Source organism: Aliiroseovarius halocynthiae (assembly GCF_007004645.1).
In the GTDB taxonomy this organism is placed as follows: Bacteria; Pseudomonadota; Alphaproteobacteria; order Rhodobacterales; family Rhodobacteraceae; genus Aliiroseovarius; species Aliiroseovarius halocynthiae.
Map to the genome: position 1 here is coordinate 989,422 of NZ_ML660019.1, position 20,987 is coordinate 1,010,408.

Sequence of the window (20,987 nt, forward strand, 5' to 3'; positions counted from 1 at the left end):
CCTACGCTGTGCTTATGTCCTGTACCTGCGACGCCATGTCTGCTTTCATGTCTTTTTGCATCGGAATAATGCTGGTCGTGTATTAGGGGAAAAATATGCCAAAACTCGTCCGTGTATACATCCAAAATGTTCTTGTTGGCTTCGGTTTGTCCGCTGCCTTCGTGGTTGCACTGCTCTACATGAACATCGGCAATCTGTGGCACCTGATCTCGACCTCGGACATGGGGTGGATTGCGGTTTTGATGCTGTTCATGTTTAACGGGATCGTCTTTGCAGGCGTCCAGTTTGCCTTTGTCATTATGCGGATGGGCGGGCGTGACGACACGCCAAAGGGCGGCAAACGTCAACCGGTGATCACCGGCGAACCTGCCCGTGTGAAAGTGGCCGCCAACCGCTGAGCATTTTGCAGGGCAGGCTGATTGCGGTAATGATCACCTGTCAGTGAAGGGGATCCCATGGCCGGTGGTTGGGCGCGTGATGGCGCAGTAAGCGAACAGATTGAAGCGTCGGTTTCCGATGAGCTGGCCCGCATGAAGGCCAAGACCCAGCCCGTAGGCGAGAGCTTCACTCATTGCGCAGAATGCGAAGAAGAAATCCCACAAGCCCGCCGCGAAGCAGTGCCCGGTGTGAAGCTGTGCATCGATTGTGTGCAGGAACGCGATGCGGCGTTCAAGAAACGCCCGGGGATCAATCGGCGCGGGTCGAAAGACAGCCAGTTAAAGTAAATCCATCAATTTCAATAATTTGAGTTTTCCGAGAACCCAATGACAAACGACATTTCTGCGTTGTTCCAAAAACTAACCATACAAGTTCGAGAAGCGCTCGACCCATTAGGGTATATGGACGGGGCGAATGGTGCGTTTAAGACAGGCCACGTTCCCGGTATCGCTCCTCTTGCTTATCTTGCCACTTTTTATGCTGGTTTGGACGACAATGGGATTCAAGCGGCTGAGGCGGAGTGTGACCGTTTCATTCCCGATCTTTACCGTGCACTGTTGAGGCACACGAATGGGCTGCGTTTAGGTAAGCTGAGTTTGCATGGAACGACGTTCCAGTCGGCCTACACATCGGGTCCGGGAATTGGGCAACCGATTAGCCTCGTCTATCAAAACGTCTATGAACGCCCTAACTATATTCCAAATGGGCATTTGGGGATTGGGGCGATGAACGGCGAGTGGCATTCGCAGGGTCACTTCTACCTCGCCTCTACTGGCGAGGTGGAAATGTACCATCGCGACGCGAATCTATTAGGCGCGCGATGGGCGTCGATTGAAGAGTTTCTTCAGAGCGAGATCCCACGCCAGCTGTCTTTATATGATGCTGAAGGACGGATTAAGTCGGATGTTAAGCAGCTTCCGGGGGATACAGAAACTTGGGAAGCCATCGCGGAAGCAAAGAAAGGTGAACAGGCTCGAGCGTCTGGTCTTCGCGGCAAGATTGCCGACATGTTCAGGCGGTAGGTTTCAAGCAGAGAAACAAAACCCGAATACTTCCATAACAGAATTCGTAGTGCTAAAAGCCTTTTGGGACACGGCGATGGCGTCGCTGCGGGGCATCCTCCCCGGTTCCTTAACCACGCTCCTGTACGCCGGGACTTTCAATCGGGAGATTGAAGGCCCCGCCTTGCCTCCCACCAGACAGGAGGCGTCCATGGCTTGGTCACCGGACAAAACTGAAGTCAAAAGCTGGAATGAATGGGACACGCTGCGCCATGTGATCGTGGGCCGTGCCGACGACTGTCACATCCCGCCGGAAGAACCTGCACTGGATGCGAAAGTGCCGGAAGACAGCGATATGCGGGGCCAGTGGGGCCGTCGCCCGCAGGAAACCATCGATCGTGCGAACGAGCTTTTGGACAACTTCGCCGATCAGCTGCGCAAGCGCAGTGTTCGTGTGGATCGTCCCGTCTCGATCGACCATTCGCAGCCCGTAGCCACCCCCGATTTCCACACAGACAGCCAGTTCGGCTGTATGCCGCCGCGTGACGTGTTGTTGACCGTCGGACACGAGATGCTGGAAGCGACCATGTCTTATCGCTGTCGTTGGTTCGAGTATCTGAATTATCGCCCGCTGTTGAAGCAATATTGGGAAGAAGACCCGAATTTCCGTCACGAGGCGGCTCCCAAGCCGCGACTGACGGACGCCGATTACAATCCGGATTACCTGTCCGAGAAGATCGGCGACGCCCAGCGTCTGGAATGGGCCGCCGAGAAGTTTTTTGTCACCACCGAGGAAGAGCCTCTGTTCGATGCTGCAGATGTGCTGCGTTTCGGCAAGGATCTGGTCGTGCAACACGGGTTCACCACGAACCTGAAGGGCATCGAATGGCTGCGTCGTCACTTCCCCGATCACCGCGTGCACACGGTGAATTTTCCGGGCGATCCGTATCCGATCCACATTGACGCGACTTTTACACCGCTGCGTCCGGGCCTGATCCTGAACAATCCGCAGCGCCGTTTGCCAGAAGAGCAGCGCGGCATGTTTGAAAAGAACGGGTGGGAGATCGTGGACGCCGCTCAACCTGCGCACAACACGCCGCCGCCGCTGTGCTATTCGTCGACTTGGCTGTCGATGAACGTTCTGGTTCTGGACCCGAAAACTGTCTGCGTCGAGAAATCCGAGGTCTATCAGGCCGAGCAGATGGACGAGCTGGGCATGGAAGTGGTCGAAGTCGAGCTGCGCGACGCCTATGCGTTTGGTGGCGGTCTGCACTGCTGCACGGCGGACGTGTATCGCGACGGGGATTGCGAGGATTACTTCCCGAAGCAGTAAGTTCTGCACTCGGAAAATAAGTAACCCGCGCTTTTGGCGCGGGTTTTCTGTTTGGGGGAATGCACCTTTGCGTGCCTCACTCCATTGCTACGAGTTCGTCAATGAAACCTTCGATCATCGACAGACCTTTGGCCCAGAAGTTGGGGTCTGAGGCGTCCAGTCCGAAGGGGGCCAAAAGTTCTTTGTGGTGTTTTGACCCACCGGCTTTCAGCATCTCGAAATACTTCTCTTGGAAGTCAGCGTCGCCTTCTTCGTAAACGGCGTAAAGCGCGTTCACTAAGCCGTCGCCGAACGCATAGGCGTAGACGTAGAAGGGCGAGTGGACGAAGTGGGGGATATAGGACCAAAAGGTCTCATACCCTTCCATGAAATCAAAGGCTTCGCCAAGGCTTTCGGCTTGAACGGACATCCACAGAGCGTTGATGTCATCCGGGGTCAGTTCGCCCTCGGCGCGGGCGTCGTGCAGTTTGCATTCGAAGTCATAAAAGGCGATCTGGCGCACGACCGTGTTGATCATGTCCTCGACCTTGCCCGCCAGCATGACTTTCTTTTCTTCGGGCGTTTTTGCCTCGGACAGAAGTTTGCGGAAGGTCAGCATTTCACCAAAGACGGATGCGGTTTCGGCCAGCGTCAGCGGGGTCGAGGACAGCATCTCGCCCTGTTCGGCGGCCAGAACCTGATGCACGCCGTGGCCCAGCTCGTGCGCCAAGGTCATCACGTCGCGCGGCTTGCCCAGATAGTTCAGCATAACGTAAGGGTGGGCATCAGTGACGGTGGGGTGAGCGAAAGCGCCGGGGGCTTTGCCGGGTTTTACGCCCGCATCGATCCAGCCATCAGTGAAGAAGGGTTTGGCGATTTCGGCCATGCGTGGATCAAAATCGGCATAGGCGTCCATGACGATCTTCTCGGCCTCGGGCCAGTTCACAAGCTTGTCGTCTTCCATCGGAAGTGGCGCGTTGCGGTCCCAAACCTGCATCCGGTCCAGACCCAACCATTTGCGTTTCAACTCGTAATAGCGGTGCGACAAGCGCGGATAGGCGTCGACAACCGCGTTGCGCAGGGCCTCGACCACTTCGGGTTCCACGTGGTTGGACAGGTGACGTCCGGTCTGCGGGCTGGGCATGTTGCGCCACTGATCCTCGATGGCCTTCTCCTTGGCCAAAGTGTTGTGAACACGCGAGAAAATCTTGATGTTTTCGCCCAGAACGCGGGCGATCTCTTCTGACGCAGCCTGACGCGTGGCGCGGTCGTGTTCGGTCAGTAGGTTGGCGGTGGCTTCCAGCCCGCGCTCTTCGCCGTTCACTGTGAACATCAGCCCAGCAACGGTTTCATCAAACAGAGTGTTCCACGCCGATGCCCCAACCGAGGACTTGTCATGCAGGAACTGCTCCAGCTCGTCTGACAACTGATAGGGGCGCATGGCACGCAGGCGGTCGAAGACAGGCTTGTAGCGGGCCAGATCTGCGTTGTCCGCGAACCAGCTGTCCAGCACTGCGTCGTCAATCCGGTTCACTTCCAACGAGAAGAAGACCAAAGGTGCGGTGAAGACGGTGATTTGCTCTTGGCAGTTCTGGAAGAACTGCGCGCGGTCCGCATCGGTTGTTTCTTGGTAATAGCGCAGTCCCGCGAAGGACATGATGCGGCCGCCGATCATCTCGATCTTCTCATAGGCCAGCACGCAATCCAGCATGCCCGCAGCGTCCAGATCCGCCAGTTTCCCCTGATAGGTCTGGGCGAAATCAGCGCAGGCGTTTTCCAACCACGTCAGATCGCGCTCAAGTTCGGGTGCGTCTTCAGACGGGTACAGATCTGACAGATCCCATTCCGGCAGGTCCCCGAACGGGGTGTCGCCCGTACCGGCCGTGGCGTCGCGCAGAATTTGAGGGGTTAGGGTGGAAAACATGGGACCTCCAGAATGTGGTTTCCCAAGACATAGGGGGTGGCGTGCGCGGTTGCAATCAGCCGGTCACGACTTGGCGATCATGCGCGAAAGGGGCGGGATATGGCCGAATTTCCCCCCTTGGGGGTTTTGACCCCGCTTCGTGGTCCCTTTATACGGAGGGTGACTTTCCGTAGGAGCATTTGGCGTGGTCAGATTCGTACTTGGCATTTTCGGTGCCGTCTTTACCGGCATCACACTTGCGATCTTCATGGCAGCCTTGGCCATCGGGGGCGTTTTCTGGATGTATTCCAGGGACTTGCCCAGCCACGAGCAGCTTGCGAACTATACGCCTGCCACGATTAGCCGCGTGTATTCGGGTGAGGGCCAATTGATGGATGAGTTCGCACGCGAGCGCCGCCTGTTTGCACCTGCCGATGAAATCCCGGATCTTGTGAAGCATGCCTTCATTTCGGCTGAGGATAAGAATTTCTATAACCACGCTGGTTTTGACCCTCGTGGGATCGCTGCGGCGGCCATTGAAGCGGCGCGGGGGGGGGCCTTGCGCGGGGCGTCGACCATTCCGCAGCAGGTCGTGAAGAACTTCCTTCTATCGTCCGAACGTTCGGCAGAGCGGAAGATCAAAGAGCTGATCCTGTCTGTGCGTTTGGAAAGCACTCTGTCCAAGGATGACATTCTGGCCTTGTATCTGAACGAGATTTTCTTGGGGCAGAACTCGTATGGTGTGACCGCTGCGGCGCAGACCTATTTTAACAAGACGCTTGATCAACTGGCCCCGCACGAGGCGGCTTATCTGGCGACGCTTCCGAAGAAACCCGCGAAGCTGCATCCGGTGCGCAACAAAGAGGCCGCTTTGGGGCGCCGCAACTATGTTCTGCGTGAGATGTATCAAAACGGTTATCTGGATCAGGCAGTCTATGAGGCAGAAAAAGAATTGCCGCTCCGCTCGGTTCAGAATGGTGATTTCGAGGGCTTCCGCACCGCTTTGCCGGATCGCGACTATTTCTCGGACGAGATCCGTCGGCAGTTGAGCCGTGATTTCGGCGAGGAAGAGTTCTTTACTGGCGGTCTTACGGTGCGAGCGACGGTGAACCCGGATCTGCAAAAAATAGCTGCGGCAAGCCTGCGACAAGGGCTAGAGGAATATGACCGTGGTCGCGGCGTTTGGCGCCCGACCGGCGTCACATTGCCTGAAAGCGTTCTGGGCGATGAAGCAGGCTGGCGGCAGGCGCTGGCTGATACGAAGTTTTCGCGGGATATCGAGGGCTGGTATCCGGCTGTTGTGCTGGAAATCAGCGGCGGCAACGCACGGATCGGTATTGAAGGCGTCGAGGATGACGGCGATGGTCACTGGGTTCCGGCCAAAGATGCGACATGGGCCCGCCGCTTGAATGAAGATGGCAGTCTTGGCCGTCGTGCGCGTGGGGCGGGTGACCTGCTGAAAATCGGCGAGGTCGTGCATGTGCGTCGCATGGTGAAAGATGCTGATGGCAGCTTCATCCGCTGGACCTTGCGCCAGATCCCGGAAGTGCAGGGCGGGTTCATGGCGATGGACGTGAACACTGGTCGTGTGATCGCGATGCAGGGCGGGTTCAGCTATCAGCATTCGGTTTATAACCGCGCAACTCAGGCGCAACGCCAGCCGGGATCAAGCTTTAAACCCTTTGTGTATGCGGCTGCTTTGGACAGCGGGTTCTCGCCCGCGACCATCGTGATTGACGCCCCGATCGAGGTGGAAAGTGGTGGCAAGATCTGGCGTCCGAAGAACGCCTCGAACCAGTTCTATGGCCCGACGCCGTTGCGTACCGGGATCGAGCAATCACGAAACCTGATGACCGTACGTCTTGCGCAGGAAATTGGGATGGATACCGTAGCGGGCTATGCCGAACGCTTTGGTGTCTATGACCGGATGAACCCGTTCCTTGCGAACTCGCTTGGGTCGGAAGAGACCACTCTGTTCAAGATGGTTGCGGCCTATGCCATGTTTGCCAATGGTGGCGAACGGGTAGAGCCCACATTGGTTGACCGTGTGCAGGACCGTTGGGGGCGTACGGTTTATCGCCACGACCGCCGCGACTGTGTAGATTGTAAAGAGCCCGTGCTGGCCGCCGGAGCCGAGCCCCGGATTGAAAGCGACCGCGAGCGTGTGATGGACGCGATCACGGCTTATCAGCTGACCTCGATGATGCGCGGTGTTGTGCAGCGTGGTACCGCCCGCCGCACCGTGAACCTGCCGGTGCCGACAGCAGGTAAAACCGGAACCACCAACGATTCTCGTGATGTCTGGTTCGTGGGCTTTACCTCGAACATCGTGGCTGGTTGCTATATCGGTTATGACCGTCCGCGCCACATGCCCGGCGCATCGGGTGGCGGAATGTGTGGCCCGGTCTTTAATCGCTTCATGAAAGAAGCGGTGAACCAGCTGGGCGGCGGAAGCTTTGATGTGCCCCAAGGCGGACACTTCATCAAGATCGACCGTTTCTCGGGCGCGCGCCTTCCAAACGACGCCAGCGGCGACCATGTTGTGGCTGAATACTTCCGCGATGGCGAAGAGCCGCTGTTCGGCGTGATGTTCGATGGTGGCTTTGCGATGGGATCTAACTTGCCGTTGTTCGACCGTGGTGGAGCAGGGGGCGAACAGGTCAAGACCTCGACCGGGAAAACCGTCGTTGTGCCAGACAAGGCCGATTTCGGATCGCTGTCATCTGGTGGTCTGTACTGATCGGTCAAAGCAACCTTAAATAGAATGTTTTTTGCACCTCCAAACGGGGTGCGCATGAAACTTCTGCAAAGAAACGCATTTTGCCCATTGTCTTTCCGTCCCCTCAGCACTTATGTTCAGGGGACGGAGATGCGTTATCCAAAGGCACTCCGATCACAGAGTTTCGCTGTCATGGCGACGGATGCCGGCCCGAAAATGCCGCAGACCACATCATGACAGGCTAAAAGCGCTTCGGGACGCAGCCGCAGGACGGCTGGCCGCCGAAGCCGGAAATTGATGACACGGCAGCAGGTTTACAACGATCTGCCCCGGCGTCTGAAAATACGCCGACGCTTTGCGGTGCAAAGGGTGGGTACATAAATGGGTTTCGTGCGAACCGCCGGGATAACCGGACAGGATAGACGAGGCCGGAGAAGAAACGCGATGATGCGTGCGAGGATCGAGCAAGGACAGGCACAGGGGCATTCGCCCCTTCAGCTGTTGTCCCATCCCCCGCATCTGCTCGCCCTGACAAGTCACCCCTTTCCTCAAGCGCGTCCTCCGGGGCGAGCGCGGCGATCCGGGTGCGGAAAGACAACATGGCAAAGAAGATGCTTATCGACGCCACCCACGCCGAGGAAACTCGGGTTGTGGTGGTCGACGGAAACAAGGTTGAGGAATTCGACTTTGAATCCGAGAACAAACGCCAGCTCGCTGGCAATATTTATCTGGCAAAAGTAACACGGGTCGAACCGTCGCTTCAGGCGGCGTTTGTAGACTATGGCGGAAACCGCCACGGGTTCCTGGCCTTTTCGGAAATCCACCCGGATTACTATCAGATTCCGGTTGCAGACCGTGAAGCGCTGCTAGAAGAAGAGCGTGCCTATGCAGAAGCAATGGCCGCCGAAGAAGATAAACCCAAATCCCGCCGTCGCCGCCGGTCGCGCTCGCGTTCCAAAGCGGAAGAGACCAAGACGGATGATGCGGTCGCCACCAAAGAGCTGGACCAGTCCAGCAATGGAATGGATGTGATTGATCTGGACGAAGGCGGGGCGAATGCCGATGAAGGCCATTCGCCAATGGATCTGGTTGCGGATACGCCGGTGGAAGAACCGGCTGAGGCTGCTGATACCGAAGCAGAAGACAATGCAGCCAAAGATGCTGACGCTGAAACAACATCGGATGATGATGCTTCGGCAGCGGACGCGACAAAGTCTGATGAAGACGTTGCCCCGGCAGAAGCCCAGCACGTATCGGACGAAGACGAGGCCGATTCTGATTCTGACAGCGATGATGACGAAGACGAACCGCTGGAAGCGTCCGAGAAGGATGACCAGATCGAACGCGTGGCGGACGACGATTCAAGTGACGACATCCGCCCGCGTCGCAAGCCGCGTCCCAAGCGCTATAAGATCCAGGAAGTGATCAAAGTGCGCCAGATCCTTCTGGTGCAGGTTGTGAAGGAAGAACGCGGCAATAAAGGCGCTGCGCTGACCACCTATCTGTCTTTGGCAGGCCGGTATTGCGTTCTGATGCCCAACACCGCGCGTGGTGGCGGGATCAGCCGCAAGATCACCAATGCGTCCGACCGTAAGAAGCTGAAAGAAATCGCTGCCGAGATCGACGTGCCCAAAGGGGCAGGCCTGATCGTACGCACGGCAGGTGCCAAGCGCACCAAGTCCGAGATCAAGCGCGACTATGAGTATCTGCAACGCCTGTGGGAACAGATCCGCGAGCTGACGTTGAACTCGATCGCGCCTGCGAAGATCTATGAAGAAGGCAACCTGATCAAACGCACCATCCGCGACCTGTATTCGCGTGAGATTGACGAAGTGTTTGTGGAAGGCGAGGCCGGCTATCGCGTGGCCAAAGACTTCATGAAAATGATCATGCCGTCCCACGCCAAGAACGTGAAACACTATCAAGACGCGATGCCGCTGTTCGCGCGCTATCAGGTGGAAAGCTATCTGTCGGGCATGTTTAACCCGACGGTTCAGCTTAAATCCGGTGGCTATATCGTAATCGGAGTGACCGAGGCCTTGGTCGCGATCGACGTGAACTCGGGCCGAGCCACCAAAGAAGGCTCGATCGAGGAAACCGCGCTGAAGACCAACCTTGAGGCCGCAGAAGAAGTCGCGCGTCAGTTGCGTCTGCGCGACCTTGCGGGCCTGATCGTCATCGATTTCATCGATATGGATGAACGTCGCAACAACAACGCCGTTGAAAAGCGGATGAAAGACAAGCTGAAGACCGACCGCGCCCGCATTCAGGTGGGCCGCATCTCGGGCTTTGGTCTGATGGAGATGAGCCGTCAGCGTCTGCGTCCCGGCATGATCGAGGCAACGACCCAGCCTTGTAACCATTGTCACGGCACTGGCTTGATCCGTTCGGACGACAACCTTGCCCTGAACATCTTGCGTCAGCTGGAAGAAGAGGGCGTACGCCGTCGTTCGCGCGAGGTTCTGGTGAAAGCGCCCATCGGGATCGTGAACTTCCTGATGAACAACAAGCGCGAGCATATCGCGCAGATCGAAGCCCGCTATGGCATGTCGGTTCGGATCGAAGCAGATCCGTTCCTGATCTCGCCGGACTATACGATCGAGAAGTTCAAGACTGCCACGCGCATCGTGCCCGAAGCGGCTCCGGTTGTGTCTGTTGATGCGTCGATCATGGCAGACATCGACGATGTTGAAGAGGCCGAGGTGATCTCGGATGAGACACCGGAAGCCGAAGGCGAGGGTAAGCCCAAGAAGCGCCGCCGTCGCCGTCGTCGTCGCCGCGGTCGCGGTGGGGATGACCAGCAAGAGAATGGCCAGGCCGAGAACGGAGAAGCCGAAGAGGTTGCTTCGGAAGCTGATGCGAAAGCCGATGACGCCTCGGGCGCTGAAGACGCGCCCAAGGATGCTGCGGACGAGGCACCGGAAGAAAAGCCCAAGCGCAAGCGGGCCACGCGGTCGCGTAAGAAGAAGACGGACGAGGTTGCCGCGGACGTTGACGCTGCTGATGCCGTTTCGACGGAATCTGTAGATCCCGAAGCCGCTGCTGAGGAAGAAAAGCCCAAGAAGCCAGTGCGCAAGCGCCGGACATCAAAGGCGAAGGCCGAGGAAGACGCGAAAGCCGCCGAGGCCGAGGCGTCCGACGAGGCAAAGCCGGAAGCTTCCGAAGAGGCAAAAGAGGAAAAGCCCAAGCGCAAGCGGGCCAGTCGCGCGAAAAAGCCGAAGGCGGACGAAGCGCCGGCCGAGGTTGAGGCAGACGCCAAGACGGAAGAGGCCCCGGCTGAGGAAGAGAAGCCGAAAAAGCCTGCGCGCAAACGCGCGCCGCGTAAAAAGGCTGAACCGGTCGCAGAAGAAGCTGTATCTGAACCTGCCGAGGCCCCCGTTGCGGAACCTGCACCGGTCCCGGTAGAGGCCGCCGTCGCTGAAGCGCCGACCGCCGCACCCGAGCCTGCACCAGTGGCCGAGGTCGCACCGGACGAGCCGCCCAAGCCCAAGCGCAAAGGGTGGTGGTCGCTGAACCGCTAATCGAAGGCACAAAACGAAAAAGCCGGGCATCGTGCCCGGCTTTTTTTGTTTTGCGCTTCATTCACTTGTGTTTGATGAAGTAATAGGTCACGCCGTCCGGGCCTGATGTCTCATCCTGCCCGACAAACTCGTGTCCCTGTTCAGCGCAGAAATGCGGCACGTCGATCACGGCTGCGGGGTCAGTGGCCTGTAGGCGCAGAATTTGACCCTTCTCAAGCGATTTCAAGCGCTTGCGGGCTTTTAGAACGGGCAGGGGGCAGAGCAGCCCAATGGCATCCAGATCGTCATCATAGGTCATAGTTTTGCATAATCCCTGCGGAAATCTCTGTCCATCCATTGCGTGATCGCAACTTGTCGCGCAGATGTGACAAAGCGGCAGGTGACGCCGCGCTGAACCCGCGCTATGTCGGGTGTTATGTTTGGAATTGAACTTATCGACGCAAGCCTTGTGCCCGCTCTGACCATCGCGTTTTTCGCGGGCATCTTGAGCTTCCTCAGCCCCTGTGTGCTGCCCATCGTGCCGCCTTATCTGGCCTATATGTCCGGCATCAGCATGTCAGAAATGAACGAAGGTGAATCGGGTCGGGGAAAAGTGTTTCTGACGGCGCTGTTTTTTGTTCTCGGGCTGTCGACGGTATTTCTGTTCCTTGGTTTTGCTGCTTCGGCTTTCGGTGCGGTGTTTCTGTCCAATCAAACGCTCTTTGCGGGAATTGCTGGTGTGGTCGTCATGATCTTTGGCGCGCATTTTCTGGGCGTGATTTCGATCCCGTTTCTGAACCGCGAGGCGCGTTTGGATGCAGGCGATCAGGGCGGCAGTGCTTTTGGGGCTTATCTGCTTGGGCTGGCCTTTGCCTTTGGGTGGACGCCCTGCATTGGACCGCAACTGGGGGCCATTCTGGCCCTCGCAGCGAGCGAAGGATCGGTTGTGCGGGGCACAGTTCTGTTGGCCGTCTATGCGATCGGCCTGGGTATTCCATTTCTGCTGTTTGCAGCCTTCTTTACGCGTCTTGGTGGCCTTATGGCCTTCATGAAGCGCAACATGGAACGGATCGAGCGGATCATGGGGCTGCTGCTCTGGACCATCGGGCTGTTGATGCTGACCGGTGGTTTCTCGCGCTTTTCGTACTGGCTGCTGGAAATGTTCCCGGCTATGGCCACGTTGGGCTGACCCAAGCTGCGAATTCTGCATGCCGGGGGTTATGTCCTTAATCAATCCGGTTTAACCTGCCTCAAAACACAGGCCGGGCAGATGAGTAACCACGCCGAGACATCGAAGATCGTGCGCCGCCGCCGGGTGTTTTACATCCCCGGCTACGACCCGATTCACCCGCGCCGCTATCGCGAGCTTTACCGCAAGGAAGGGGCCACGCAGGCCGAGATCTCGGACTATGAGCTGGACCTGATCGGACGCCAAGGCGCGGCGACCTATGGCTGGCAAGTGTTGGGTCGGATTGGTGGTCATGAAGTCGAGGCCGAATTTGACGTTCTGGTTTGGTCCGACATTGTTCGCGACAGCATGAACCTGAACATTGCCCAAACCTATCTGATGATGGCCCGTACCGCGTGGACCTATATCAGCACGGGCGCGCTTCGCCGGTTGATGTGGTTGCGCAAGGGGCCGGTGATTGCTGCGCTCTATCCGGTGGTGGCACTGGTCTTGCAGCTGTTGCTGGCGGTAATCGTCGGCTGTATCCTTGGCGGGCTGACACAATGGGTCGTGGGCGAGGTTTCTCTGCTTCTGGGGCGCGTTTTGGGCTGGGCGGTTGCGCTAGCCGTTGTAACTGCACTGCTGGTGTGGTTTCGCAAGATCGACAACAAGCTGTTCATTTACTATTTGATGCATGACTATAGCTATTCCGCGTCAACTAAGGGGGCGAACCCACCTGCGCTTGAGGCAAGGATGGCCCAGTTTGGTAGCCAGATTGCCGACGCACTGACCACTGATGTCGACGAAGTGCTTGTGATCGGTCACAGCTCGGGTGCGCATCTGGGCGTGTCGATCCTGTCGGATCTTCTGGCGCAGGGCAGAGTGCCGACGGGTGGCCCGCAGCTGAACTTCCTAACCCTCGGCCAAGTTGTCCCGATGGTCAGCTTCCTGCCCAAAGCAGGGCGTCTAAGACGGGATTTGCATTTGCTGAGCCAACAGAACCAGATTGCGTGGGTGGACGTAACTGCGCCGGGGGATGGCTGCGCCTTTGCGCTGTGCGATCCTGTGTCTGTGTCAGGCGTTGCACCAGGGCAAGGTAAGCGCTGGCCGCTGGTTTTCTCTGCGGCCTTCACCCAAAGCCTTAGCCCCGAACGCTGGGCCGCGCTGCGCTGGCGATTTTTCCGACTGCATTTCCAGTATCTCTGCGCCTTTGATCGCCCACGGGACTACGACTATTTCCAGATCACCGCCGGGCCGAAAACGCTTCGGGATCGGTATAGGGATCGCAATCCGTCGAAAAGCCGCATTGACGTCCCGGCCTCGAAATACACATCAATGGTGTCATGACGGACCCGTTGCCACCCAAACCGCCCTCGCGCCCCGGACGGGTGTCGCTGTGGCGCTATGCGAAGCTTTTTCGCAAAGACATCTTGTCGGCCCAGCCCGCCCGGTTGTACCGCGCGTGGATGGCCGAGTTTCGGACCCCGTTTTTTCGCAGTTATATGTGCAACGACCCGGAACTTGTGGATCTGGTGCTGAAAAAGCGCCCGGACGACTTCCCGAAATCCGATCGGATCCGCGAGGGGCTGGCCCCGCTGTTGGGTAACTCAGTTTTCGTGACAAATGGCGAGGTTTGGAAACGGCAGCGCCGTATCATTGACCCGGCCTTTGAAGGCGGACGCCTGCGCGAGGTGTTTCCTGCCATGTGGGACGCGGCCACTGCAGCGGTGGAACGGTTTGACGCGCACGCCACAGGCCAGCCGGTCGAGATCGAAGGCCATACCAGCCACGCTGCCGCCGATGTGATATTTCGCACGCTGTTCTCGATCCCCATCGAACACAAGGTTGCGGGGCGTGTATTCGACGAATTCAAGAACCACCAGCGCGCCCAGCCCGTGTTGAACCTTGGGGCATTTCTGCCTCTGCCCAAATGGGTCCCGCGCTTTCACAAGCGCGACACCAAGCGTACGGCCAAGGTCATCCGCGGGTTGATCCAGCAGCTGACGCAGGACCGCATGCGCGCCATTCAGGCGGGAACCGCGCCGGATGATCTGGCCACCAAGATCATGACCACCCCGGACCCGAAGACGGGGGCGTGTTTTGACACGGATGAGATGGTCGATCAGGTTGCCATCTTCTTTCTGGCCGGGCACGAAACCAGTGCCTCGGCCCTGGCCTGGGCACTGTATTTGCTGGCGATGCATCCCGAATGGCAGGATCGGGTCGCAAAAGAAGCGCAGGACCACATCGACCCCGAGAAGGTCTATTTCTCGGTTATGTCCAAGCTGCGCCTGTCGCGCGATGTGTTTCGCGAGACGATGCGCCTGTATCCACCTGTCCCCATGATGGTGCGCGAAACCACCTGCCCCGAGGAATTCCGGGCCCGCAAGGTTCCCGTCGGAAGCCAGATTGTGCTTAGCCCTTGGCATCTTCACCGGCATGAACGGTTGTGGGACAGGCCCGACGAATTCGATCCCGAGCGGTTCCAAACCCCGAATGGCAAAGACTGCCTGCGCGATGCCTATATGCCGTTCTCGGCCGGGCAAAGGGTGTGCCCGGGGGCGGGCTTTGCGATGATCGAGGGGCCTTTGATCCTGTCGATGCTGGTGCGCGCCTTTCGGTTCGAGTTGGTCGAAAAACGTCCCGCGATGCCCGTCGCGCACCTGACTGTGCGCGGAAAATCGGGGATCTGGCTGTCAGTATTCCCTCGGAAGAATCTGGAAAATTAGTTTAAAACAAACCCTTGCTGGATGACGTGCGTGTCCGGTGACAAGCGGGCCGCTTTTCCCCGTTTACGCTTACGTCAACTGATCCAATATGTTGCCCACTAGGGGAAACACATTGGGGAATGTGATGATGTCAAATTTGGGCAAACCGACGTTGCGCAAGAAGCTTAGCTATCGCATGGCACTGCCGACCTGGCGCGTCTTTGGTGTCCAGCGGCATAAGCGCGTTGAGGACGAAACGATCTCGCGTGAAGAGATTGAGGGGATCTTCGAAGATGAATTGCGCCGAAAACGGCGTAGCAAGGGGCCGAAATCGCAGGCCCCCCAAAAGAGCCGTAACACAGCTGTTCCCCTCATCTTGAAAAACTGACAACAACCCGGTCAACTTTTGGCGTGCGTTTTGGTGTATTCCAATACATAGACGCGAATGGCCGACGCCAGCCCACGATCCACCCCGCGCGCGTTATCAATCTCGGCAGCTAAGGCATTTAGGGGCATTCCCCGGGCGGCTGCGATCTCTTGAAACGCTTTCCAGAACTCGGGCTCCAAGGACACGGAAGTGCGGTGTCCATGCAGGGTGAGTGAGTGTTTTTGCGGACGATGTGTCAAAGTAGGGATTCCCTGAATATGAACCAGTTCTTGCGGTCAACCGTTTGGGTGCAGGACCCCTTTTCGGTCCATTGTGGCAGAGATGGCCAGCTCCAATTTCCAATGTATCCGTGTGTTCGATGGGTAAGAGAGACTGCAAGGATGAAAACCGAAACGACGATCGGGGGCAAGCTCGCAGCGGTTAGGATCGTTATTGTTGCTCTTTTACTAAGTCCAAGCCGGTTGACGAACCACAAGAGCACAAAACAGATAGGAACACCAAAAATGACCGCGTTCAGGAATAGCGGAGGGTAGTAGATATAGTTGTTGGTCCAACCTCTGGGATTGTGACTTTCTAGGAAGTTCCAGAAATTCCCGTAGGATTTATAGTAGGGGATTTTTGCGTCCGGCACTTCGCAATGGATGGACACCGAAGCAAACAGAAAGTTCAAACAGATCCCAGTAGCGAGAGCCGTGATCATGAAGGTGATGATGCCGATCGAACGGCGCCCCATCAATCTCGATCCTGTTTATGGCCGTCGAACAGGCGCTTTACGCGCGCCGCGTCGGACTTTTCTGCGTCTTTCTGGGCCTTGGTCCGCCCAAATGTCACGGCATTATTGTCTGCGCGGGCCTTCTTTTCGGCCCGCGCTTTGCCTTTTCGATACCGGTTCAGGTTGACCGGCTTTTCCATCAGGCTTTCGGGCCGATCATCTGTTCTGGACGGACCACAGCGTCGAAGGTCTCTTCATCCACGAAGCCAAGGGCGATGGCCTCTTCCTTCAGGGTGGTGCCATTCTTGTGCGCGGTCTTGGCCACTTTGGTTGCGTTGTCATAGCCGATGGTGGGGGCAAGTGCTGTGACCAGCATCAGGCTTTCCTTCATCAGCTTGTCGATGCGCGGCTCGTTGGCTTTGATGCCGTTCAGCATACGCTCGGTGAAGCTGTCGGTGGCGTCGCCCAGAAGCTGGATCGACTGCAGAAGGTTATAGCTCATCATCGGGTTATAGACGTTGAGTTCAAAGTGGCCTTGCGACCCGGCGAAGGTCATCGCAGCATTGTTGCCCATGACGTGGGCAGCGACCTGAGTCAGCGCCTCGGCCTGCGTCGGGTTCACTTTGCCCGGCATGATCGACGAACCGGGTTCGTTTTCCGGCAGTATTAGCTCGCCCAGACCCGAGCGTGGGCCGGAGCCCAAGAAACGGATGTCATTGGCGATCTTGTAGCAGCTGCCAGCAACGGTTGCCAAAGCACCTGACATGAAGACCATGGCGTCATGGGCTGACAGGGCTTCGAACTTGTTGGGGGCGGTGACGAAAGGCAGGTCGGTAATGCGTGCCATATTGGCAGCGACTTCTTCGCCCCAGCCTATTTTGGTGTTCAGGCCAGTGCCAACAGCTGTACCGCCTTGGGCCAGTTCATAGATGCCGGGTAGGGTGGATTTCACGCGGGCGATGCCCTGACGGATCATGTGGGCGTAACCCGAGAACTCCTGACCCAATGTCAAAGGCGTCGCGTCCTGCGTATGCGTACGGCCGATCTTGATGATGTCTTTGAATTCTTCTTCCTTGGCCTCAAGACCTTTCAGGAGCTTCTCCAGACCGGGCAGCAGCACGTCACGGACCGACATGGCGGTGGCGATGTGCATAGCAGTCGGGAAAGTGTCGTTCGACGACTGACCCATGTTGCAGTGATCGTTCGGGTGCACCGGATCTTTCGATCCGATGACGCCGCCCATAATTTCAATCGCGCGGTTGGCGATGACCTCGTTGGCGTTCATGTTCGACTGGGTGCCCGAACCGGTCTGCCAGACCACCAGCGGGAAGTTGTCGTCGAACTTGCCGGCAACCACTTCACTGGCGGCTTGAATGACCGCATCCGCGATGTCAGCGTTCATCGCGCCCGAGGCTTTGTTGGCTTCGGCACAGGCTTGCTTGATCACGCCAAGCGCGCGCACGATGGCGACGGGCTGTTTTTCCCAACCGATGGGGAAGTTCATGATCGAACGCTGCGTCTGAGCGCCCCAATACTTGTCGGAAGGAACCTCGAGCGGGCCAAAGCTGTCGGATTCGGTGCGGGTCTGGGTCATGTCTTTGCGCCTTTGTCAAAAATACCGCGTTCTTCATAGCGGAACGGGCGCAAAGTTCAATCGTGTATACCGTGGGATACCGCTAACGTTGGCGGTATCCCAAGCGTATTTTTGCTTAATGGGTCTGGCGGCGGAACTCGTAGACGCGTGCGGGGGGCAGGTTGTTCCACACGACACCGCGATGGTGGGCGAAGATCCCCAGCTCAATCTGCATCTCCTCTGAGATCGGGCTGTTGGGCGCATAAGTGATTTGCGTAAAGAACCCAGTGGGGGACATGACATCGAAGGCGCGCCCCACAACTTCGCGTTGGATCTGGGGGCGGGCAAGAACGGGAACGCCCGAAATGACTGCGCCGATGTCACGTAGCCCAAGATCCCGGATGTCCTGTGCCGGACGGTTCAGGACGGTGACGCCCGGAAAATCCCGTGCCAAGGCTTTGCAGAATTCCGGGTTGGTTTCCAGCAATGTCAGGCGTTCGGGGGCGACGCCTCGTTTCAGAATGGCGCGGGTGAAGCTGCCTGTGCCCGGCCCAATTTCCACCACTGGGCCGGTCGAGTTTTCCAAGCCCTCGGTCATCTTACGTGCGACTGCGGCCGACGAGGGTGCTATTGCCACCACCTGCGTCGGGCGACGCAGCATTTGACCAAGAAAAAGAGAGATATTTGCCGCCATCACAGCCTCCGAAGCTTACATTTTGCCCAGTCTGTCGGGGGAATGTAACGGCTGTGTGGCGCGCGGACGGAAACCGCACTATTTGCGGAAGCTGTCCAGACTGACGATCTCGGCGTCTTGGTGCTGTTCCTCAACATCCTCGGCAAATCCGGCCTCAGTGTCATCATGCTCGGGGTCAGTCACCGGCTGTTCTTCTTCAGCCAAAAGGTCCTCATCCCCAGCCACATGCAGATCAGGGTGGTGCTCTTCCTGAAGTTCAAACCGCAGGCCGAATTCGACCGAGGGATCCACAAAAGTGCGAATCGCGTCGTAGGGCACATAAAGCGTTTCTGGAACGTCACCGAAATTCAGGGTGACCGAAAAGCCGTCGTCCCGCACGTCCAGATTTTCGAACCAATGTTGCAACACGATGGTCATGTCGTCGGGAAACCGGTCATGCATCCAATCGGCGATTTCGACATCTTCATGATGCGTGTCGAAATTGATGAAGAAATGATGCTCGCCCGGTAATCCATTTAGGGACACGTCATCCAGAACCTTTTGGATCAGACTGCGCATGGCGTCATGCATCAGATTGCCATAATCGATCTGGTCGGACATGCGGGGATCCTCCTGCGCTTTGGGTCAGAATAGGGGGTGGATGCAGCGAAGGGAAGACGGGAAGTGATTAGAAGATCAATAGATTGCCGGTTAATCCTGCCAGCGCCATACACATCAGCGTGAGCGGAAGCGACAGGCGCGTCAGCAACAGTGCGGATAATGCGCAAAGCCCGGCGGCCATCGGGTCTACGCTTGATAAGATAGGGCGTGCACCGGGCAGGCCGTCCCAGATGGGTTGGGTCTGGTCGAAAAAGACGTTCAGTGCGAACCACAGCATCAGATTGGCGATGACGCCCACGATGGCAGCGGTAATGGCACGCAAGGCAGCATCTAGCCGGGGTTGGCTTGTCAGCCATTCTACATGGGGGGCTGCGGTGAAGATCCACAGGAAGCAGGGCATGAAGGTGGTCCAAAGCGTCATCAGCCCTGCAGCGAAGGCCAAACCGACGCCTGCCAGGTTGTAGCCTGCCATGAAACCCACAAACTGTGTGACAAGGATCAGGGGACCGGGCGTCGTCTCGGCCAACCCCAGCCCATCAACCATCTGTCCTGCGCTGATCCAGCCCTCGGCCTCGACCGCGGCTTGCGCCATATAGGCCAGCACTGCATAGGCGCCGCCAAAGCTGACCACGGCCAGTTGCGAGAAGAAAAGCCCCACATCCACAAGGAAATCTGCGCCCACCACAAATGCCAGAGCGATAGGGGCGATCCAGAGCCCGCCCCAAAGGGCGATGGTGGACAGTGTGGTGCGGCTTTGTGGGGTAGGTGCTGGCACGGTGGTGCTTGAAGAGACAGGGCGCAAAGCGCCAAACAGCGCTGCCATGGCAATGACCAGTGGGAAGGGCAGGCCGAACAGGTAAAGCGCCACGAAGGCCATCAAAGCGATGATCCAATGCAACGGGCGCTTCAGGGTCTTTCGCCCCAACCGCCACAGGGCTTGCAGGACCACCACAACAACGGTGGCCTTGATCCCAAGGAAAAGAGCCTCGACCGCTGGGATGTTGCCCCAGTTCGCATAGGCTAGAACCAGCGCAAACATGACGGCAGCTCCGGGCAGGACGAACAGCAGTCCGGCGATCAACCCGCCCAACGTGCCACGCAACCGCCAGCCCGCATAGGTGCACAGCTGCATGGCTTCCGGGCCGGGCAAGAGCATGCAAAAGGACAGGGCGCGCAGGAACTGATCCTCGTTCAGCCACGGGCGTTCTTCCACCAACTCTTTATGCATGACCGCAATCTGCGCCGCAGGTCCGCCAAAGGACATCAGGCCAATGCGGGTGAAAATGCGGGTCAGCTCCGCCAAGCTGGGAGGTGTCATTTTGTCCCCCGGTTGTCGGGCCAGTCATGGGTTTCGTCCGCCCCGTCGCGCGCCCAGCGATAGAGCGCATCATAGAAGGGCATCGCCGCGTCCAGCTGTTCGGTGTCGCTTTTATATTGCCGCGACAACCCGACCGAAAGCGCCAGCAGCCCTGCGGCCTCGGGCACCTCGGCAAGCCGGTTGGTGTCCGCCGCGCGCACGACATCCGCCAGACGGGACAGGGCGGGGGTAGCCAGCGCAAACTCCTCGATCATCGTGTCAAAGCTGCATCGTGGGCCGCGATGGGACCAAAACGTGTCCTCGATATCGAACGGGGTGGCGTCATAGCGCGCGGCCACATCCACGACCTGCGCCGGCGGGACAAACAGGAACCGCGCGTCCGGGTCGACAAAGCGACGGATCAGCCACGGGCAGGCGATGCGGTCGATCTTGGGGCGGTGACGGGTGACCCAAAGCGTGGCGCCGCCCTGTTTGGCTGGGATCGAGGCCGCAGGGATGCGCGGCAGTTTGGCGTCGCGCCATCCATAGTTGCCGCCTGCCAAAACCTCGGCTCGCAATCCGGCGTCTCGCAATATCGCGGCCGCTCCGTGGCTTAGCTTCCCGCCTTTCTGGCAAATCGTGACAACGGGGCGGTCCCCCAAGGAAGGCAGCAAGGTGCGGATATCAGTGTGTGGATGGCGGACCGCGCCGGGGACCAGAAACGGGTCGGCGTCAAAGTTCTCGTCGATCGAGACATCTATTAAAACCGGCGCGTCGGGCGTGCCGATCAAGCGCATCAGCTGGGCGGGGGATATTTCTGCAAAAGCAGGCATGGCTGGGCATCCTTCAAACGGGCTTGGTGATGGATGCGAACCTTGAGCCTTGGCCTCACGGGGTGGTCACGCGAACCCCATAGGCAGTTTGTGCCAGACCCAAGGGGCAGGGGTCAAGGTCTTGAGGTGCCTAAGAAATGG

Annotated in this window: 19 protein-coding genes; 10 read left to right on the forward strand and 9 right to left on the reverse strand. The window is 58.0% G+C overall.

Features of this window, described 5'->3' with window-relative positions:
- The first annotated feature begins 95 nt into the window (after window positions 1-95).
- The 4 genes from FIL88_RS04965 to FIL88_RS04980 all read left to right on the forward strand — a co-directional run bounded on the left by FIL88_RS04965 (window position 96) and on the right by FIL88_RS04980 (window position 2,772).
- The gene (locus FIL88_RS04965) at window positions 96-398 is read left to right on the forward strand and encodes a hypothetical protein (protein ID WP_142852683.1); all 303 of its coding nucleotides are present in this window, start codon (window positions 96-98) and stop codon (window positions 396-398) included.
- A gap of 57 nt (window positions 399-455) precedes the next feature.
- On the forward strand, window positions 456-725 hold the full coding sequence (locus FIL88_RS04970) for a DksA/TraR family C4-type zinc finger protein (protein ID WP_142852684.1): 270 nt from the start codon (window positions 456-458) through the stop codon (window positions 723-725).
- Between the two features lie 39 nt (window positions 726-764).
- Window positions 765-1,460 carry an SMI1/KNR4 family protein gene (locus FIL88_RS04975; protein WP_142852685.1) on the forward strand — a complete coding sequence of 232 codons (696 nt, stop codon included), beginning with the start codon at window positions 765-767 and terminating at the stop codon, window positions 1,458-1,460.
- Between the two features lie 190 nt (window positions 1,461-1,650).
- Window positions 1,651-2,772, forward strand: coding sequence for a serine/threonine protein kinase (locus FIL88_RS04980; protein WP_142852686.1), 1,122 nt, complete (start codon window positions 1,651-1,653; stop codon window positions 2,770-2,772).
- A 76-nt stretch (window positions 2,773-2,848) separates the two neighbouring features.
- On the opposite strand, the gene FIL88_RS04985 is transcribed toward FIL88_RS04980, so the two are convergent.
- On the reverse strand, window positions 2,849-4,675 hold the full coding sequence (locus FIL88_RS04985; RefSeq protein ID WP_142852687.1) for a M3 family oligoendopeptidase: 1,827 nt from the start codon (window positions 4,673-4,675) through the stop codon (window positions 2,849-2,851).
- A gap of 184 nt (window positions 4,676-4,859) precedes the next feature.
- Between FIL88_RS04985 and FIL88_RS04990 the strand changes: the two genes are divergently transcribed.
- Window positions 4,860-7,394, forward strand: a complete 2,535-nt coding sequence (locus tag FIL88_RS04990) for a penicillin-binding protein 1A (RefSeq protein ID WP_142852688.1) — start codon at window positions 4,860-4,862, stop codon at window positions 7,392-7,394.
- 578 nt (window positions 7,395-7,972) lie between these two features.
- On the forward strand, window positions 7,973-10,894 hold the full coding sequence (locus tag FIL88_RS04995) for an Rne/Rng family ribonuclease (protein WP_142852689.1): 2,922 nt from the start codon (window positions 7,973-7,975) through the stop codon (window positions 10,892-10,894).
- Between the two features lie 61 nt (window positions 10,895-10,955).
- On the opposite strand, the gene FIL88_RS05000 is transcribed toward FIL88_RS04995, so the two are convergent.
- Window positions 10,956-11,192: a sulfurtransferase TusA family protein gene (locus FIL88_RS05000; RefSeq protein WP_142852690.1), complete on the reverse strand. Its 237-nt coding sequence runs from the start codon at window positions 11,190-11,192 to the stop codon at window positions 10,956-10,958.
- A 117-nt stretch (window positions 11,193-11,309) separates the two neighbouring features.
- Here FIL88_RS05000 and FIL88_RS05005 point away from each other — a divergent pair, with 117 nt between their 5' ends.
- The 4 genes from FIL88_RS05005 (at window position 11,310) to FIL88_RS05020 (ending at window position 15,137) form a co-directional block, all read left to right on the forward strand.
- The gene (locus FIL88_RS05005) at window positions 11,310-12,062 is read left to right on the forward strand and encodes a cytochrome c biogenesis CcdA family protein (protein ID WP_142853453.1); all 753 of its coding nucleotides are present in this window, start codon (window positions 11,310-11,312) and stop codon (window positions 12,060-12,062) included.
- Between the two features lie 81 nt (window positions 12,063-12,143).
- Window positions 12,144-13,388: a hypothetical protein gene (locus FIL88_RS05010; RefSeq protein ID WP_142852691.1), complete on the forward strand. Its 1,245-nt coding sequence runs from the start codon at window positions 12,144-12,146 to the stop codon at window positions 13,386-13,388.
- Window positions 13,385-14,770, forward strand: coding sequence for a cytochrome P450 (locus FIL88_RS05015; protein WP_142852692.1), 1,386 nt, complete (start codon window positions 13,385-13,387; stop codon window positions 14,768-14,770). Before FIL88_RS05010 ends, FIL88_RS05015 begins: the two co-directional genes overlap by 4 nt.
- A gap of 124 nt (window positions 14,771-14,894) precedes the next feature.
- A complete protein-coding gene (locus FIL88_RS05020; RefSeq protein WP_142852693.1) occupies window positions 14,895-15,137 on the forward strand; it encodes a hypothetical protein in 243 nt (80 codons plus the stop codon).
- 11 nt (window positions 15,138-15,148) lie between these two features.
- Here the strand turns inward: FIL88_RS05020 and FIL88_RS05025 are convergent, their stop codons facing one another.
- The 7 genes from FIL88_RS05025 to FIL88_RS05055 all read right to left on the reverse strand — a co-directional run bounded on the left by FIL88_RS05025 (window position 15,149) and on the right by FIL88_RS05055 (window position 20,846).
- Complete coding sequence (locus FIL88_RS05025; RefSeq protein WP_142852694.1) at window positions 15,149-15,376, reverse strand: ribbon-helix-helix domain-containing protein; 228 nt, start codon at window positions 15,374-15,376, stop codon at window positions 15,149-15,151.
- A 493-nt stretch (window positions 15,377-15,869) separates the two neighbouring features.
- Window positions 15,870-16,049: a DUF4169 family protein gene (locus tag FIL88_RS05030; protein WP_142852695.1), complete on the reverse strand. Its 180-nt coding sequence runs from the start codon at window positions 16,047-16,049 to the stop codon at window positions 15,870-15,872.
- Window positions 16,049-17,443 carry a class II fumarate hydratase gene (gene fumC / locus FIL88_RS05035; RefSeq protein ID WP_142852696.1) on the reverse strand — a complete coding sequence of 465 codons (1,395 nt, stop codon included), beginning with the start codon at window positions 17,441-17,443 and terminating at the stop codon, window positions 16,049-16,051. The genes FIL88_RS05030 and fumC overlap by 1 nt, the downstream gene beginning before the upstream one ends.
- A 115-nt stretch (window positions 17,444-17,558) precedes the next feature.
- Entirely contained in the window at window positions 17,559-18,116 is a 558-nt protein-coding gene (locus FIL88_RS05040) for a class I SAM-dependent methyltransferase (RefSeq protein WP_142852697.1), read from the reverse strand.
- Between the two features lie 78 nt (window positions 18,117-18,194).
- Entirely contained in the window at window positions 18,195-18,716 is a 522-nt protein-coding gene (locus FIL88_RS05045) for an SspB family protein (RefSeq protein WP_142852698.1), read from the reverse strand.
- Window positions 18,717-18,783: 67 nt separating this feature from the next.
- On the reverse strand, window positions 18,784-20,034 hold the full coding sequence (gene chrA / locus FIL88_RS05050; protein ID WP_142852699.1) for a chromate efflux transporter: 1,251 nt from the start codon (window positions 20,032-20,034) through the stop codon (window positions 18,784-18,786).
- Window positions 20,031-20,846 (reverse strand): chromate resistance protein ChrB domain-containing protein, encoded by an 816-nt coding sequence (locus tag FIL88_RS05055; protein WP_142852700.1) that lies wholly within the window; start codon window positions 20,844-20,846, stop codon window positions 20,031-20,033. Before FIL88_RS05055 ends, chrA begins: the two co-directional genes overlap by 4 nt.
- Window positions 20,847-20,987 lie beyond the last annotated feature (141 nt).

Excerpts from the sequence above, each read along its gene's own strand:
- FIL88_RS04965 (WP_142852683.1), top strand. The coding sequence starts at position 96 with ATGCCAAAACTCGTCCGTGTATACATCCAAAATGTTCTTGTTGGCTTC.
- FIL88_RS04970 (WP_142852684.1), top strand. The coding sequence starts at position 456 with ATGGCCGGTGGTTGGGCGCGTGATGGCGCAGTAAGCGAACAGATTGAA.
- FIL88_RS04975 (WP_142852685.1), top strand. The coding sequence starts at position 765 with ATGACAAACGACATTTCTGCGTTGTTCCAAAAACTAACCATACAAGTT.
- FIL88_RS04980 (WP_142852686.1), top strand. The coding sequence starts at position 1,651 with ATGGCTTGGTCACCGGACAAAACTGAAGTCAAAAGCTGGAATGAATGG.
- FIL88_RS04985 (WP_142852687.1), bottom strand. The coding sequence starts at position 4,675 with ATGTTTTCCACCCTAACCCCTCAAATTCTGCGCGACGCCACGGCCGGT.
- FIL88_RS04995 (WP_142852689.1), top strand. The coding sequence starts at position 7,973 with ATGGCAAAGAAGATGCTTATCGACGCCACCCACGCCGAGGAAACTCGG.
- FIL88_RS05000 (WP_142852690.1), bottom strand. The coding sequence starts at position 11,192 with ATGACCTATGATGACGATCTGGATGCCATTGGGCTGCTCTGCCCCCTG.
- FIL88_RS05005 (WP_142853453.1), top strand. The coding sequence starts at position 11,310 with ATGTTTGGAATTGAACTTATCGACGCAAGCCTTGTGCCCGCTCTGACC.
- FIL88_RS05010 (WP_142852691.1), top strand. The coding sequence starts at position 12,144 with ATGAGTAACCACGCCGAGACATCGAAGATCGTGCGCCGCCGCCGGGTG.
- FIL88_RS05015 (WP_142852692.1), top strand. The coding sequence starts at position 13,385 with ATGACGGACCCGTTGCCACCCAAACCGCCCTCGCGCCCCGGACGGGTG.
- FIL88_RS05020 (WP_142852693.1), top strand. The coding sequence starts at position 14,895 with ATGATGTCAAATTTGGGCAAACCGACGTTGCGCAAGAAGCTTAGCTAT.
- FIL88_RS05030 (WP_142852695.1), bottom strand. The coding sequence starts at position 16,049 with ATGGAAAAGCCGGTCAACCTGAACCGGTATCGAAAAGGCAAAGCGCGG.
- fumC (WP_142852696.1), bottom strand. The coding sequence starts at position 17,443 with ATGACCCAGACCCGCACCGAATCCGACAGCTTTGGCCCGCTCGAGGTT.
- FIL88_RS05040 (WP_142852697.1), bottom strand. The coding sequence starts at position 18,116 with ATGGCGGCAAATATCTCTCTTTTTCTTGGTCAAATGCTGCGTCGCCCG.
- FIL88_RS05045 (WP_142852698.1), bottom strand. The coding sequence starts at position 18,716 with ATGTCCGACCAGATCGATTATGGCAATCTGATGCATGACGCCATGCGC.
- chrA (WP_142852699.1), bottom strand. The coding sequence starts at position 20,034 with ATGACACCTCCCAGCTTGGCGGAGCTGACCCGCATTTTCACCCGCATT.
- FIL88_RS05055 (WP_142852700.1), bottom strand. The coding sequence starts at position 20,846 with ATGCCTGCTTTTGCAGAAATATCCCCCGCCCAGCTGATGCGCTTGATC.